General features: G+C 43.6%; 22 protein-coding genes. All 22 read left to right on the plus strand.

What is annotated here, in order from left to right:
- The first annotated feature begins 37 nt into the window (after positions 1-37).
- The 22 genes from mreD (at position 38) to rpsE (ending at position 12421) form a co-directional block, all read left to right on the plus strand.
- Positions 38-523: a rod shape-determining protein MreD gene (mreD, locus tag ACMHKH_RS05450; protein ID WP_413519645.1), complete on the plus strand. Its 486-nt coding sequence runs from the start codon at positions 38-40 to the stop codon at positions 521-523.
- A gap of 121 nt (positions 524-644) precedes the next feature.
- A complete protein-coding gene (locus tag ACMHKH_RS05455) occupies positions 645-1325 on the plus strand; it encodes a Maf family protein (RefSeq protein WP_413519646.1) in 681 nt (226 codons plus the stop codon).
- Positions 1326-1549: 224 nt separating this feature from the next.
- Positions 1550-3136, plus strand: a complete 1587-nt coding sequence (locus tag ACMHKH_RS05460) for an Rne/Rng family ribonuclease (protein WP_413519647.1) — start codon at positions 1550-1552, stop codon at positions 3134-3136.
- 487 nt (positions 3137-3623) lie between these two features.
- The gene (gene rpsJ / locus ACMHKH_RS05465; protein WP_010196670.1) at positions 3624-3935 is read left to right on the plus strand and encodes a 30S ribosomal protein S10; all 312 of its coding nucleotides are present in this window, start codon (positions 3624-3626) and stop codon (positions 3933-3935) included.
- Between the two features lie 47 nt (positions 3936-3982).
- Positions 3983-4621 (plus strand): 50S ribosomal protein L3, encoded by a 639-nt coding sequence (gene rplC, locus ACMHKH_RS05470; RefSeq protein ID WP_062533677.1) that lies wholly within the window; start codon positions 3983-3985, stop codon positions 4619-4621.
- Between the two features lie 14 nt (positions 4622-4635).
- Positions 4636-5238: a 50S ribosomal protein L4 gene (rplD, locus tag ACMHKH_RS05475; RefSeq protein WP_413519648.1), complete on the plus strand. Its 603-nt coding sequence runs from the start codon at positions 4636-4638 to the stop codon at positions 5236-5238.
- Positions 5235-5585: a 50S ribosomal protein L23 gene (gene rplW / locus ACMHKH_RS05480; protein ID WP_011279789.1), complete on the plus strand. Its 351-nt coding sequence runs from the start codon at positions 5235-5237 to the stop codon at positions 5583-5585. Before rplD ends, rplW begins: the two co-directional genes overlap by 4 nt.
- 11 nt (positions 5586-5596) lie before the next feature.
- Positions 5597-6424, plus strand: coding sequence for a 50S ribosomal protein L2 (rplB, locus tag ACMHKH_RS05485; protein WP_413519649.1), 828 nt, complete (start codon positions 5597-5599; stop codon positions 6422-6424).
- A gap of 12 nt (positions 6425-6436) precedes the next feature.
- The gene (rpsS, locus tag ACMHKH_RS05490) at positions 6437-6712 is read left to right on the plus strand and encodes a 30S ribosomal protein S19 (protein WP_194365162.1); all 276 of its coding nucleotides are present in this window, start codon (positions 6437-6439) and stop codon (positions 6710-6712) included.
- Positions 6713-6722: 10 nt separating this feature from the next.
- Positions 6723-7052, plus strand: a complete 330-nt coding sequence (gene rplV, locus ACMHKH_RS05495) for a 50S ribosomal protein L22 (protein ID WP_045446615.1) — start codon at positions 6723-6725, stop codon at positions 7050-7052.
- A gap of 3 nt (positions 7053-7055) precedes the next feature.
- The gene (gene rpsC, locus ACMHKH_RS05500) at positions 7056-7784 is read left to right on the plus strand and encodes a 30S ribosomal protein S3 (protein ID WP_413519650.1); all 729 of its coding nucleotides are present in this window, start codon (positions 7056-7058) and stop codon (positions 7782-7784) included.
- A 3-nt stretch (positions 7785-7787) separates the two neighbouring features.
- A complete protein-coding gene (rplP, locus tag ACMHKH_RS05505; RefSeq protein ID WP_079690995.1) occupies positions 7788-8201 on the plus strand; it encodes a 50S ribosomal protein L16 in 414 nt (137 codons plus the stop codon).
- Complete coding sequence (gene rpmC, locus ACMHKH_RS05510; RefSeq protein WP_011279794.1) at positions 8201-8398, plus strand: 50S ribosomal protein L29; 198 nt, start codon at positions 8201-8203, stop codon at positions 8396-8398. Before rplP ends, rpmC begins: the two co-directional genes overlap by 1 nt.
- Complete coding sequence (gene rpsQ / locus ACMHKH_RS05515) at positions 8395-8670, plus strand: 30S ribosomal protein S17 (protein WP_201546359.1); 276 nt, start codon at positions 8395-8397, stop codon at positions 8668-8670. Before rpmC ends, rpsQ begins: the two co-directional genes overlap by 4 nt.
- A gap of 181 nt (positions 8671-8851) precedes the next feature.
- Positions 8852-9220, plus strand: coding sequence for a 50S ribosomal protein L14 (gene rplN / locus ACMHKH_RS05520; RefSeq protein ID WP_010196702.1), 369 nt, complete (start codon positions 8852-8854; stop codon positions 9218-9220).
- An 8-nt stretch (positions 9221-9228) separates the two neighbouring features.
- A complete protein-coding gene (gene rplX / locus ACMHKH_RS05525) occupies positions 9229-9546 on the plus strand; it encodes a 50S ribosomal protein L24 (protein WP_011279796.1) in 318 nt (105 codons plus the stop codon).
- 21 nt (positions 9547-9567) lie between these two features.
- Positions 9568-10104, plus strand: a complete 537-nt coding sequence (rplE, locus tag ACMHKH_RS05530) for a 50S ribosomal protein L5 (protein WP_062533668.1) — start codon at positions 9568-9570, stop codon at positions 10102-10104.
- 12 nt (positions 10105-10116) lie between these two features.
- Complete coding sequence (gene rpsN, locus ACMHKH_RS05535) at positions 10117-10422, plus strand: 30S ribosomal protein S14 (RefSeq protein ID WP_325243363.1); 306 nt, start codon at positions 10117-10119, stop codon at positions 10420-10422.
- A gap of 11 nt (positions 10423-10433) precedes the next feature.
- On the plus strand, positions 10434-10832 hold the full coding sequence (gene rpsH / locus ACMHKH_RS05540; RefSeq protein WP_413519651.1) for a 30S ribosomal protein S8: 399 nt from the start codon (positions 10434-10436) through the stop codon (positions 10830-10832).
- A gap of 175 nt (positions 10833-11007) precedes the next feature.
- A complete protein-coding gene (gene rplF, locus ACMHKH_RS05545; RefSeq protein WP_413519652.1) occupies positions 11008-11541 on the plus strand; it encodes a 50S ribosomal protein L6 in 534 nt (177 codons plus the stop codon).
- A gap of 11 nt (positions 11542-11552) precedes the next feature.
- Positions 11553-11903, plus strand: coding sequence for a 50S ribosomal protein L18 (gene rplR / locus ACMHKH_RS05550; RefSeq protein ID WP_011279801.1), 351 nt, complete (start codon positions 11553-11555; stop codon positions 11901-11903).
- Between the two features lie 2 nt (positions 11904-11905).
- On the plus strand, positions 11906-12421 hold the full coding sequence (rpsE, locus tag ACMHKH_RS05555) for a 30S ribosomal protein S5 (protein WP_010196711.1): 516 nt from the start codon (positions 11906-11908) through the stop codon (positions 12419-12421).
- Positions 12422-12434 lie beyond the last annotated feature (13 nt).

Raw genomic sequence — 12434 nt, forward strand, 5'->3', positions numbered from 1 at the left:
TAAGTAGCTGCTAACCATTCGCTAAAGGTAAGTATTCATGGCATATCCTGATTCTGATCATGCAAACGGGCTATTGCATGCCGTGATTGTATTGAGCTTCATTATTGCCTCATCACTCAGCGTCTATCCATTAAGTCCTACTATGGCAACACTGCGTCCTATGGTCATGATCATGGTGCTTATTTTTTGGCTACTTTTTCAGCCGCGTTATGTGGGTATTTTTAGTGCCTTTGCCGTTGGTCTTATTGCTGATTTGCTGATGGATACCCATTTAGGACAACAAGCTTTTTCTGCTGTCCTAGTGGCATTAATGATAAAAGTTACCAGTATCTATATCAGACAACTAAACACCCTTAGTGCTTGGTTAGTCGCGAGTTTTGCATTGCTTGTTTTCCAGATAAGTTTATGGGTACTGCAGATGTTTATTCAAAACATCTTTGTTGCTCAATCGGCTTACTCTCTATTGATGAGTATCATTAGCTGGCCATTGGTACTATTAGCGTTACGAAAATTTACACGTTAATTAGGGTAGTTATTGCAACACCGAGTGACATCATTAATGAGTACTATATACCTACTGCAAGACTAGAAATTTTCTAACCACAACTATAAAAATCGTATTTCTATATCATAATAGGATAGTCATGGATATTATCTTAGCATCTGGCTCGCCGCGTCGTCGTGAATTACTAAGCCGAGCGCAACTAGAATTTACTATCATCAGCGTCGATATCGATGAAACACCTTATAGGGATGAATCGCCTAAAGACTACATCGTCCGTATGGTCGTCGCTAAAGCAGAGGCAGCAACTGCCAAACTAAATACACAATCAAAGAATAATGAAGCTCAAGCACCCAAGTCATTACCATCTCAGCCCATTATTTTATTGACCTCTGACACCATCGGCGTATTACCAGATGGCAAAACAGTCCTAGTCAAACCAAGCAATCGTGAAGATGCTTATCATATGTGGCAGCAGATGTCTGATAATACCCATGAAGTATGGACGGCGGTACAGGCAACTAAGCTATTATTACAGCCCAAACACCCTAATCAAGCTGATAGTGAACGAATATTAAAAGTCATTAATCAGCAGCAGATCCTTGAGCGTACAGAAGTCACCTTTGTCGCGCTTACTAAAGAGATGATGAGTGAGTATTGGGATAGCGGCGAGCCTGCAGACAAGGCAGGTGGTTATGGTATTCAAGGATTAGGTGCAGCTTGGGTTAGCCGTATCAATGGCAGCTATACCAACGTGGTCGGTTTACCACTGGCACAAACGCTGGCATTGATAAAAGATATGAATAATACTGCTACGCTTTAAGTTTCCGCTACCTAAACGATTGATGCATAAGAACGCTTAAATGGCTATCACTATAAGAGTAGGGCGCATGATTCAGCAATACTTGAAAGTGAAGTGTTATGTTGAACTATCTGCACATAATGACACGCTTGTGTCATGGGCAAAAGCAAGCTGCATTTGTTACACTATCAGGCTACCAAACTATGAATGCTTCACCAGAAAGCTGAGTGATAAGAGAAAATACTATGTCCGAAGAGCTGCTGATTAATATTAGTCCCATGGAATCGCGCGTCGCCGTATTAGATAACGGTATCTTAGGCGAGATTTATATTGAGCGTCATCATAAACTGGGTTTGGTTGGTAACATCTATCTAGGTACAGTGGTGCGCGTTCTACCGGGTATGCAAGCAGCCTTTGTTGATATTGGTCAATCACGTACTGCATTTTTACATGTCAATGATATGCAGCGCGAACCACGCCCAGCTCCCAAAAGCAGTAAAGTCGAAAAAATAGATGATGAACTTACGATTATAGAGGTAGCTGCTGAAAATTTAGTCGTCACGGCACCTCTAGTGAGCATACAGACTACAGAAGCAATCGCGGTTACTAAAACCCTTATCCAGCATCGTCTACACGAGAGCCAGCGTATTTTGGTACAGGTCACTAAGGATCAGCTAGGTAGTAAAGGCGCGCGTCTAACGACCAATATATCACTGCCATCACGTTACTTGGTCTACTTGCCATCGAGTGAGCATATCGGTATCTCGCAGCGTATTGATGGCGAAGAGGAACGTACGCGTCTCAAAACTGAGCTTACTAGTCTGATGCAGACGGTTAATCTTAAAGGTGGATTGATTGCGCGTACAGCCGCTGAGCGTGTCCCCGTTGATAAACTTGAAGAAGATATCTACTACTTATTGCAGCTATGGCGGACGATATGCGCCCGTCGCCAAGAAATGAAGTCTAATCAAAGCTCCGAGCTTATTTATCAAGAACTATCGTTACCGCTACGCTCTATTCGTGATTTGGTACACGCTGGTACCGAAAAAGTCGTTATTGATAATGCACAGATTTACGAGCAGGTGAGATACTTTGCCAAAGAATTCGTGCCGTTTGTCTATGATCGTATTGTACATTACACCGCTGAGCAATCACTGTTTGATGTGCATCGTGTCGAAGATGATTTACGTGATGCGCTCAAACGCCGCGTTGATTTAAAGTCGGGTGGCTATCTGATTATTGACCAAACCGAAGCGATGACCACCATTGACGTCAATACTGGCTCATTTGTTGGTGGACGCTCATTAGAAGATACGGTTTATAAAACTAACTTAGAGGCAACGCACGCAATAGCCCGTCAACTGCGTTTGCGTAATCTCGGCGGTATTATCATCCTAGATTTTATTGACATGCTTGAGCAGCAGCATAAGGATGATATCTTAGAGAGCTTACAGTCACAGCTCGTACAAGATTATGCCAAAACCAAAATCACTCAAGTCAGTGAGCTTGGTTTGGTTGAGATGACTCGTAAGCGCACCCGTGAGTCGCTTGGGCAACAGCTATGTGAGCCGTGTTCGACCTGTCAAGGACGTGGCTTTGTCAAAACAGCTGAAACGGTCTGCTTCGAGATATTCCGCGAAATCATGCGCTGTGCTCGTACTTATAATTCACCCAAGAAATTTACCGTCGTCGCCCATGCGGCAGTCATTGATTTATTGCTGACTTCAGAGTCTGATACCGTGGCAGATTTAGAGTATCTGCTCGGTAGGGTAATTACCTTTGATGTCGAGAATTTATATACTCAAGAACAGTATGATATTGTCTTAGATTAAAACTAAAGCTAGATTTTTAAAATGGGTTTTACAGTCAAATGTTGGAAATTAGGGAAGTTTGATAGAAGGGTTTAGCGTTGCTATTTCGTAAGCACATTTGTACTAAATAGAAATAATTGGGTTTAAAAACCACTATTTAGAGCAACTTCACTCTTTTATCATTGTAAATAAGACCCTTGCAATCATCTGATAGTTATGTATAATACACACCACTGAATTATATATGCGCAGCCAATCAAACAGCTGGCGCTATGACAGCTAGAGCATCGTTTCTAGCACTACTTCATTATGCCTTTGCTGACATCCTATAATGGAAGGGTCGGCGGGGCTTAAAACTATTTTGCTTTTAGCACGCTATAAGTTCCAATAAGGAACTCATTCTGGTTAAGAACAGAAGGCAGCTTGAAGTAAATATTTAACCAAACGGCTTTTGCTCATATCCTTGCAAAGCAAGAATGACAAAAGCACATATTAGGAGCTTGCTGGCATGGCTAACCAGAGAATCCGTATCCGTCTTAAGTCTTTTGATCATCGTTTAATTGATCAATCTGCACAAGAGATTGTTGATACTGCAAAGCGCACCGGTGCGCAAGTTTGTGGTCCTGTACCGTTGCCGACTCGCATTGAGCGCTTCAACGTTCTAACTTCACCACACGTAAACAAAGACGCTCGTGATCAGTACGAAATCCGTACTCATAAGCGTATGGTTGACATCGTTCAACCTACCGATAAAACTGTGGATGCGCTAATGAAGCTTGACTTAGCGGCGGGTGTTGACGTTCAAATTGCTTTGGGTTAATGAACAACACACCCAACCCATTAATATAAGATATAAAGAGGTCTAAAATGGCGATCGGTTTAGTCGGTAAAAAATGCGGCATGACCCGTGTCTTCACTGAAGCAGGCGCATCTATCCCTGTAACAGTGGTTGAGATCAGTGCTAACCGCATTACTCAAGTAAAAAATACTGATGTAGATGGCTATCAAGCCATCCAAGTTACTACAGGTACCCGTCGTGACAGCCGCGTAACAGCAGCTCAAAAAGGTCACTTCGCTAAAGCCGGCGTTGCCGCTGGTCGTGGTGTTTGGGAATTTCGTGCCAATGACAGCGATCTTGAAGGTCGTGAGATTGGTGGTGAGATCCTAGCTGACTTGTTTGAACAAGGTCAGATGGTTGATGTCACAGGAAACAGTAAAGGTAAAGGCTTTCAAGGCGGCGTGAAGCGTCACAACTTCAGCATGCAAGATGCCACTCATGGTAACTCAGTATCACATCGTGCCATTGGTTCAACTGGTCAAAACCAGTCACCAGGTAAAGTCTTCAAAGGCAAAAAAATGCCAGGTCAGATGGGTAACAAACGCGTTACCGTTCAGGGCCTAGAAGTGATATCGGTTGATGTTGAAAAAGGGTTACTTGTCATCAAGGGTGCTATCCCAGGTGCCACCGGTGGCGATGTCATCGTACGTCCGTCAGTCAAAGCCTAAGCAAGGGGATTAACGTGGATTTAAAAACAGTTACAGGAGCGGCAGTTGAGCTTTCTGATACGGCTTTCGGTCGTGAATTCAACGAAGCACTAGTGCATCAAGTCGTCACCGCATATCTTGCTGGTGCTCGCCAAGGTACACGCGCTCAAAAAACCCGTGCCGAAGTTTCTGGTGGTGGCATTAAGCCATGGCGCCAAAAAGGTACTGGTCGCGCTCGTGCAGGTTCTATTCGTAGCCCAATCTGGCGTGGGGGCGGTCGTGCATTCGCGGCTAAGCCACAAGATTGGTCACAGAAAGTTAACCGTAAGATGTATCGCGGTGCAATGCAGTGCATCCTAGCCGAATTGATTCGCCAAGAGCGTCTGATTTTGGTTGAAGAGATAAGCGTTTCTGGTCCTAAGACCAAAGAGCTGATCGCAAAGTTAAATGAGCTTGGTGCACCTCGTGCATTGATCGTCACCAAAGAAGTTGACGAGAACTTATACTTAGCTGCTCGCAACATCCCACATGTCAATGTACTTGATGCAAGTGAAGTGGATCCAGTGAGCTTGATTGCTTTTGATAAAGTAATCATGTCAGTTGAAGCTGCGAAACAATTTGAGGAAGCACTAGCATGAACAACGCAAGACTTTATCAGATCCTAAGAGGACCTGTATTCTCAGAGAAATCTCAAATGCTTGGCGACTCACTTGGTGTGCAGGTATTTAAAATTGACTCTAAGGCTACTAAGCTTGAAGTTAAAAAAGCAGTTGAGATGATGTTTGAAGGTGTTGAAGTTTTAAAAGTAAACACATTGAACGTTAAAGGTAAGACAAAGCGTTTTGGTAAAAGTATCGGCCGTCGTAACGACTATAAAAAAGCCTATGTTACCTTAAAAGCTGGTCAAGATGTACAAATGGCTGATGCTGGTGAAGAGGTCGCTAATACGACTGCTTCTACTAGTGAAACAGCGAATAACGAATAAGGATTACACTCATGCCTATCGTAAGAGCAAAGCCAACATCACCAGGCCGTCGTTTTGTTGAAAAAGTAGTGCATCCACACCTTTACAAAGGTCGTCCGTTTGCAGCGCTTCTAGAATCAAAAAGCAAGACCGGTGGTCGTAACAATAATGGTCGTATTACTACTCGTCATATCGGCGGTGGTCATAAGCAGCATTATCGTATAATCGATTTCAAACGTACTAAAGACAATATCCCAGCAACGGTAGAGCGTATTGAATACGATCCTAACCGTACCGCGCATATTGCTTTACTTAAGTACGCTGATGGCGAACGCCGTTATATTATCGCTGCTAAAAAGCAAGCTGTTGGCGATACTGTAATGTCAGGTGAATTATCGCCAATTCGTCCAGGTAACTGTTTACCGCTGAAAAACATCCCATTGGGTACTGTGATTCACAATATCGAACTTAAAATCGGTAAAGGTGCACAGATGGCTCGCGCTGCGGGTGCTAGCGTTCAGTTACTAGGTCGTGACGGTATTTATGCAATCCTTCGTTTACGTTCAGGTGAAACTCGCCGCGTACACGTCAATTGCCGTGCTGTTATCGGTGAAGTTTCTAACACTGAAAACAACTTGAAATCACTTGGTAAAGCCGGTGCTTCACGTTGGAGAGGTATTCGTCCTTCAGTTCGTGGTGTCGCGATGAACCCGGTTGATCACCCACATGGTGGTGGTGAAGGTCGTAACAAAGGTCGCCATCCTACTAGCCCTTGGGGTCAGAAGTCTAAAGGACTTAAAACGCGTAGTAATAAGCGTACTGACAGTATGATCATCCGCCGCCGCGCCAAGAAGAAATAAAGGAAGAATTTCATGCCTCGTTCATTGAAAAAAGGTCCATTCATAGACGCGCACTTATTTGCTAAAGTTGAGAATGCTCTTGAAACCAACTCACGCAAACCAATTAAAACTTGGTCGCGCCGCTCAATGATTCTGCCACAAATGGTTGGCCTAACTTTATCTGTTCACAACGGCCGTACTCATGTACCGGTTATCGTGAGCGAGCAGATGGTTGGTCATAAACTAGGTGAATTTGCCCCGACTCGTACATATCGTGGTCATGGCATTGACAAGAAAGCTAAGAGATAAGGTGCTTACCATGGAAGTAACTGCAAAATTACGCGGTGCCGCCATATCGGCACAAAAAGTTAGACTCGTTGCCGATGAAGTTCGTGGCAAATCTATCGAGCGTGCTTTGGATATCCTAACGTATAGTAATAAAAAGGGCGCGGTTTTTGTTAAGAAATGTCTTAACTCAGCCATCGCCAATGCCGAACACAACAACGGTTTAGATATCGATACCCTTAAAGTATCAACCATCTACGTTGATGAAGGCATTACGCTAAAACGTATCCTACCACGTGCTAAAGGTCGCGCTGATCGTATCAGCAAGCGTACCTGTCATATCACTATCAAGGTAGGGGAATAAGTTATGGGACAAAAAGTACATCCAATCGGAATTCGTCTTGGTGTTGTCAAAAAGCATAACGCAAACTGGTATGCTAGCCCAAAACAATATTCAGAATACCTGATCAAAGACATTCAAGTTCGTGAATATCTGCGCAAAAAGCTAGATAGTGCTATGATTAGCAATATCATGATTGAGCGTCCTACCGGTGCTGCTAAGATTACCATCGCCACTGCGCGTCCTGGTATCGTGATCGGTAAGAAAGGCGAAGACATTGAAAGACTTCAAAAAGAATTGACCAAAATGATGGGCGTACCTGCTCAGGTTAACATTGAAGAAATCACTTCGCCTGATCTTGATGCTCATTTGGTAGCAAAAGGTATCGCAAGTCAGCTTGAGCGTCGTGTCATGTTCCGCCGTGCAATGAAGCGTGCGGTACAGAACAGCATGCGTTCTGGTGCTAAAGGTATTAAAGTTGAGTTGTCTGGCCGTCTTGGCGGTGCTGAGATTGCTCGTACTGAATGGTACCGTGAAGGTCGTGTGCCGTTACATACACTACGCGCCGATATTGACTATTCGTCAGTACGTGCGGAAACCACTTACGGCACCATTGGTGTAAAAGTTTGGATCTTCCGTGGCGAAATCCTTGACGGTATGAACAGTGTTTATAACCCCGTTAAAGAAGAGCAGACTCGTGCGCCAAAACGCCGTGGTCGTGGAAACGGAAACCGTCGAAACACAGACAGAGGTTAAACTATGTTACAGCCAAAACGTACCAAGTTTCGTAAAATGCATAAAGGTCGTAACACAGGTCTTGCTCATCGTGGAAGCACCGTTGCATTCGGACAAATTGGTCTAAAATCTTTGACTCGTGGTCGTATGACTGCCCGTCAAATTGAAGCAGCACGTCGTACCATCACTCGTAAAATTAAGCGTGGCGGTAAAATCTGGATTCGTGTATTCCCAGACAAACCAATTACCAATAAACCACTAGAAGTACGTATGGGTAAAGGTAAAGGTCCTGTAGAATATTGGGTATGCGAAGTCAAACCTGGTAAAATGCTATATGAACTTGAAGGGGTATCAGAAGAGCTTGCTCGCGAAGCCTTAACGCTTGCAGCAGCAAAACTGCCCTTTAAAACTACCATTGTTAAGCGGACGATAATGTAATGAAGATCAGTGAATTACGTGATAAATCATTAGAAGAACTGACTCAGTTACTTGATGAAAAGCAACTTGATGCTTTCCGTATTCGTATGGCTAAAGCAACCGGTCAGTTGGGGAATACCCATGAAGTACGTGTCAATCGTCGTGCGATTGCTCAGCTTCAGACTTTGATTAACGAGAAACAACGAGGCGACTCATGAGCGATAACAATCAAGCAACGACCAATGCTAGTGTTCTGACAGGACGAGTTGTCAGTGACAAGATGGACAAGTCCATCACGGTTTTGATTGAGCGTCTGGTTCGTCATCCTTTATATGGCAAACAGCTTCGTCGTTCTACTAAAATCAAAGCACATGATGAAGACAACGTTTGCCAACAAGGCGACCTTGTCCGTATCAAAGAAACGCGTCCAATCTCAAAAACCAAGTCTTGGACTTTGGTTGAAGTGGTTGAAAAAGTAGAAAAAATCTAAGTAAATTGCATTAAAAGCCAGAAGCTGTTAAAATAGCCGCCTTTTTAAGGATGCTGATTGCGCCGAGCGTATATCACTTACATTAAGAGTAGCAGCGCTTATTAATATTAAAATGCCGACTACTCATACTGTGCTAGCGGCAGCAACTGGCTTTTATTGCTCATACGTGTGGAGTAACGCTATGATTCAGGTTGAATCGATGCTGGAAGTTGCAGATAATAGCGGTGCAAGACGAGTTCAGTGCATTAAAGTACTGGGTGGTTCTCATCGTCGTTATGCATCAGTTGGCGACATTATTAAAGTAACGGTTAAAGAAGCCATTCCTCGTGGTCGTGTTAAAAAAGGCGACGTGATGAATGCGGTAGTTGTACGTACCAAAAAAGGCGTTCGTCGTCCTGATGGTTCGGTATTACGTTTTGACGACAATGCCGCGGTATTGTTGAACCAAAACAAAGCGCCGATTGCAACTCGTATTTTTGGACCGGTAACTCGTGAACTACGTGGTGATCAGTTTATGAAAATTGTATCACTAGCACCAGAAGTATTGTGAGGTAATCCATGTCAAAATTACGTAAAGGCGATACAGTTATCGTGATTGCTGGGAAAGACAAAGGCAAGCAAGGTACTGTACAAGCTGTAAAAAACGATCGCATCAAAGTTGAAGGCATTAATATTGTCACCAAACATCAGAAGCCAAATCAGGCAACTGGCGTTGAAGGCGGCATTCTTAAGCAAGAAGCTTTTCTGCACATCTCAAATGTCGCAATTTTAAATGCGCAAACCCAAAAAGCAGACCGTATTACTTATCAATTCGGCGAAGACGGCAAGAAACAACGCGTCTATCGTTCGAACGGTGAAGTAGTGGCGACTGCGTAAGACACTAAGGGTGTAATGGTAATGGCAAGATTAAAAGCTTTATATAACAACGAACTAAAGCAGAAGATTAAAGAAGAGCTTGGTTTAGATAACGTGATGCAAGTGCCTAAAATCACTAAAATCACACTAAATATGGGTGTTGGCGGCGCGTCTCAAGACAAGAAATTGCTTGAAGGTGCAGTAGCTGATATGACCGCTATCGCTGGTCAAAAACCTGTAGTCACCAAAGCGCGTAAATCAATCGCTGGCTTTAAGATTCGTGAAGAATGGCCGATTGGTTGCAAAGTAACGCTACGCGGTGAGCAAATGTACGAATTTTTAGATCGTCTCATTGCCGTTGCAATTCCTCGTGTTCGTGACTTCCGTGGTTTTTCACCTAAAGCCTTTGACGGTCGTGGTAACTACTCACTGGGTATCAAAGAGCAAATCGTATTCCCAGAAGTAGACTTCGACAAGATCGATCGTATCCGTGGTATGGATGTGACTATCACTACGTCAGCTGCTACTGATGATGAAGGTCGTGCGTTGCTTAAAGCATTCGGCTTCCCATTTAAATAAGGTAAAGACGTTATGGCAAAGAAGAGCATGATTAACCGCGAATTAAAGCGCGAGAAAATGGTAGCTAAATACGCTGATAAGCGTGTGAAGCTAAAAGAAACTATCAGTGATATGACTGCAAGTGACGAAACTCGTATGGAAGCGATGCTAGAGCTACAAGCTTTACCACGCAACTCATCACCAGTACGTCTGCGCAATCGTTGTGCTATCACGGGTCGTCCTCACGGTTACTTCCGCAAGTTTGGCTTATCACGTAATATGCTACGTGAACGTGTCATGCAAGGCGATGTGCCTGGTGTTCGTAAAGCAAGCTGGTAAGGGGTAACTATATGAGTATGCAAGATACCGTTGGGGATATGCTAACCCGTATTCGTAACGCACAAATGGCTAATAAAGTATCGGTAGCAATGCCGAGCTCTAAGCTACGCAAATCTATTGCTGATTTGTTGGTTAACGAAGGTTATGTTGCTAGCGCTGTTGTCACTGAAGAAAACAACAACAAAGCAACTTTGACTATCGTATTAAAATACTTCGAAGGCAAAGCTGTCATCGAAACGATTCAACGTTTTAGCCGTCCTGGTTTACGCCAGCATCGCGGTAAAGACGCTATCCCTACTGTTAAGCAGGGTATGGGTGTTGCAATCGTATCTACTAGCCAAGGTATCATGAGCGATCGTGCTGCACGCGCTGCTGGTATCGGTGGTGAAGTCGTCGCATTTGTAGCGTAAGCTATACGACGACAAAGTCTATTTGACGTCTGTTAGATGTCTATCAGTTTAATAATTATAAATTATTTTACATTGGTAGGTGTCTAACGCAGTCAACTATGCTAAACTAACACGCTTTTTAGCCTGTTAGTTTTTTCGCTAATAAAAGCAAGTTAATTTTTTAAGGAATATTCCTATGTCTCGTGTGGCTAAAGCCCCAGTGACGCTGCCAAACGGCGTAAGCGTTACTTTGAACGATCGGCAGGTCGAAGTTAAAGGCAAGAATGGCAATATGTCTTTACGCCTGCATGAATTGGTCGAGCTGAAACAGGAAGATGATGCAATCATTTTCTCACCTACAGTCGATTCAAAAGAAGCCATGATGCATACTGGCACCATGCGCTCTTTACTAAATAACTTAGTAATAGGCGTTAACGAAGGCTTTGAAAGACGTCTTCAGTTAATTGGTGTTGGTTACCGTGCTCAAGCTGCTGGTAATAAAGTAACGCTAAACGTTGGTTACTCACATCCAGTAGAATATACGTTACCTGAAGGTGTATCAGCTGAAACCCCAACGCAAACTGAAATCGTTTTAAAATCAAATGATAAGCAGCAGCTTGGTCAAGCAGCAGCTGATATCCGCGGTTTCCGCCCACCTGAGCCTTACAAAGGTAAAGGTATTCGTTATAGTGACGAGCATGTGATTCGCAAAGAAGCCAAGAAAAAATAAGGTGAGTTGAAATGTTTGATAAAAAAGCAGCTCGTCTACGTCGAGCTAAGAAAACCCGTGCACATATCCGTTTTTTGGGCGTTCATCGTCTAACGGTTAATCGTACACCAAGACACATCTATGCCCAGATTATCTCTCCTAACGGTGGCGAAGTGATTGCTCAGGCATCTACCTTAGACAGCAGCTTGCGTTCAGGCGCGACTGGTAACGCTGATGCAGCGACGTCTGTAGGCCAAATGATCGCAGAACGCGCAAAAGCAGCTGGTATCACTAAAGTTGCCTTTGACCGTAGTGGTTTTAAATATCATGGTCGAGTTAAAGCTTTAGCTGAAGCTGCTCGCGAAAACGGATTGGAGTTTTAATCATGGCTAGAAATGATAAAAATGATAAAAATGAACAGACTGACGGTCTAGTAGAACGCTTAGTTACCGTTGATCGCGTTGCAAAAGTAGTTAAAGGTGGTCGTATTTTCTCTTTCACTGCGTTGACCGTAGTGGGCGATGGCAATGGTCGTGTTGGTTTTGGTCGCGGTAAAGCACGTGAAGTGCCAGCTGCTATTCAAAAAGCACTAGAAGCTGCTAAACGTAATATGATTACTGTTGAGCTAAATGATGCAACTTTGTATCATCCGATCAAAGCACGTCATGGTGCTAGTAAAGTCTATATGCAACCTGCATCTGAAGGTACTGGCGTAATCGCTGGTGGCGCAATGCGTGCTGTATTAGAAGTTGCTGGTGTCAAAGATGTTTTGACTAAATGTTATGGTTCTACCAACACTGCTAACGTGGTTCGCGCTACGTTTAACGGTTTACGTGATATGTCAACTCCAGAAAAGATGGCAGCGAAACGTGGTAAATCTGTAGACGAAATCTTGGGTTAACTTAGAACTAGGT

The sequence above is a fragment of the Psychrobacter glacincola genome, assembly GCF_965118485.1.
Classification (GTDB): Bacteria; Pseudomonadota; Gammaproteobacteria; order Pseudomonadales; family Moraxellaceae; genus Psychrobacter; species Psychrobacter glacincola_D.

Excerpts from the sequence above, each read along its gene's own strand:
- mreD (WP_413519645.1), top strand. The coding sequence starts at position 38 with ATGGCATATCCTGATTCTGATCATGCAAACGGGCTATTGCATGCCGTG.
- ACMHKH_RS05455 (WP_413519646.1), top strand. The coding sequence starts at position 645 with ATGGATATTATCTTAGCATCTGGCTCGCCGCGTCGTCGTGAATTACTA.
- ACMHKH_RS05460 (WP_413519647.1), top strand. The coding sequence starts at position 1,550 with ATGTCCGAAGAGCTGCTGATTAATATTAGTCCCATGGAATCGCGCGTC.
- rpsJ (WP_010196670.1), top strand. The coding sequence starts at position 3,624 with ATGGCTAACCAGAGAATCCGTATCCGTCTTAAGTCTTTTGATCATCGT.
- rplC (WP_062533677.1), top strand. The coding sequence starts at position 3,983 with ATGGCGATCGGTTTAGTCGGTAAAAAATGCGGCATGACCCGTGTCTTC.
- rplW (WP_011279789.1), top strand. The coding sequence starts at position 5,235 with ATGAACAACGCAAGACTTTATCAGATCCTAAGAGGACCTGTATTCTCA.
- rplB (WP_413519649.1), top strand. The coding sequence starts at position 5,597 with ATGCCTATCGTAAGAGCAAAGCCAACATCACCAGGCCGTCGTTTTGTT.
- rpsS (WP_194365162.1), top strand. The coding sequence starts at position 6,437 with ATGCCTCGTTCATTGAAAAAAGGTCCATTCATAGACGCGCACTTATTT.
- rplV (WP_045446615.1), top strand. The coding sequence starts at position 6,723 with ATGGAAGTAACTGCAAAATTACGCGGTGCCGCCATATCGGCACAAAAA.
- rpsC (WP_413519650.1), top strand. The coding sequence starts at position 7,056 with ATGGGACAAAAAGTACATCCAATCGGAATTCGTCTTGGTGTTGTCAAA.
- rplP (WP_079690995.1), top strand. The coding sequence starts at position 7,788 with ATGTTACAGCCAAAACGTACCAAGTTTCGTAAAATGCATAAAGGTCGT.
- rpmC (WP_011279794.1), top strand. The coding sequence starts at position 8,201 with ATGAAGATCAGTGAATTACGTGATAAATCATTAGAAGAACTGACTCAG.
- rpsQ (WP_201546359.1), top strand. The coding sequence starts at position 8,395 with ATGAGCGATAACAATCAAGCAACGACCAATGCTAGTGTTCTGACAGGA.
- rplN (WP_010196702.1), top strand. The coding sequence starts at position 8,852 with ATGATTCAGGTTGAATCGATGCTGGAAGTTGCAGATAATAGCGGTGCA.
- rplX (WP_011279796.1), top strand. The coding sequence starts at position 9,229 with ATGTCAAAATTACGTAAAGGCGATACAGTTATCGTGATTGCTGGGAAA.
- rplE (WP_062533668.1), top strand. The coding sequence starts at position 9,568 with ATGGCAAGATTAAAAGCTTTATATAACAACGAACTAAAGCAGAAGATT.
- rpsN (WP_325243363.1), top strand. The coding sequence starts at position 10,117 with ATGGCAAAGAAGAGCATGATTAACCGCGAATTAAAGCGCGAGAAAATG.
- rpsH (WP_413519651.1), top strand. The coding sequence starts at position 10,434 with ATGAGTATGCAAGATACCGTTGGGGATATGCTAACCCGTATTCGTAAC.
- rplF (WP_413519652.1), top strand. The coding sequence starts at position 11,008 with ATGTCTCGTGTGGCTAAAGCCCCAGTGACGCTGCCAAACGGCGTAAGC.
- rplR (WP_011279801.1), top strand. The coding sequence starts at position 11,553 with ATGTTTGATAAAAAAGCAGCTCGTCTACGTCGAGCTAAGAAAACCCGT.
- rpsE (WP_010196711.1), top strand. The coding sequence starts at position 11,906 with ATGGCTAGAAATGATAAAAATGATAAAAATGAACAGACTGACGGTCTA.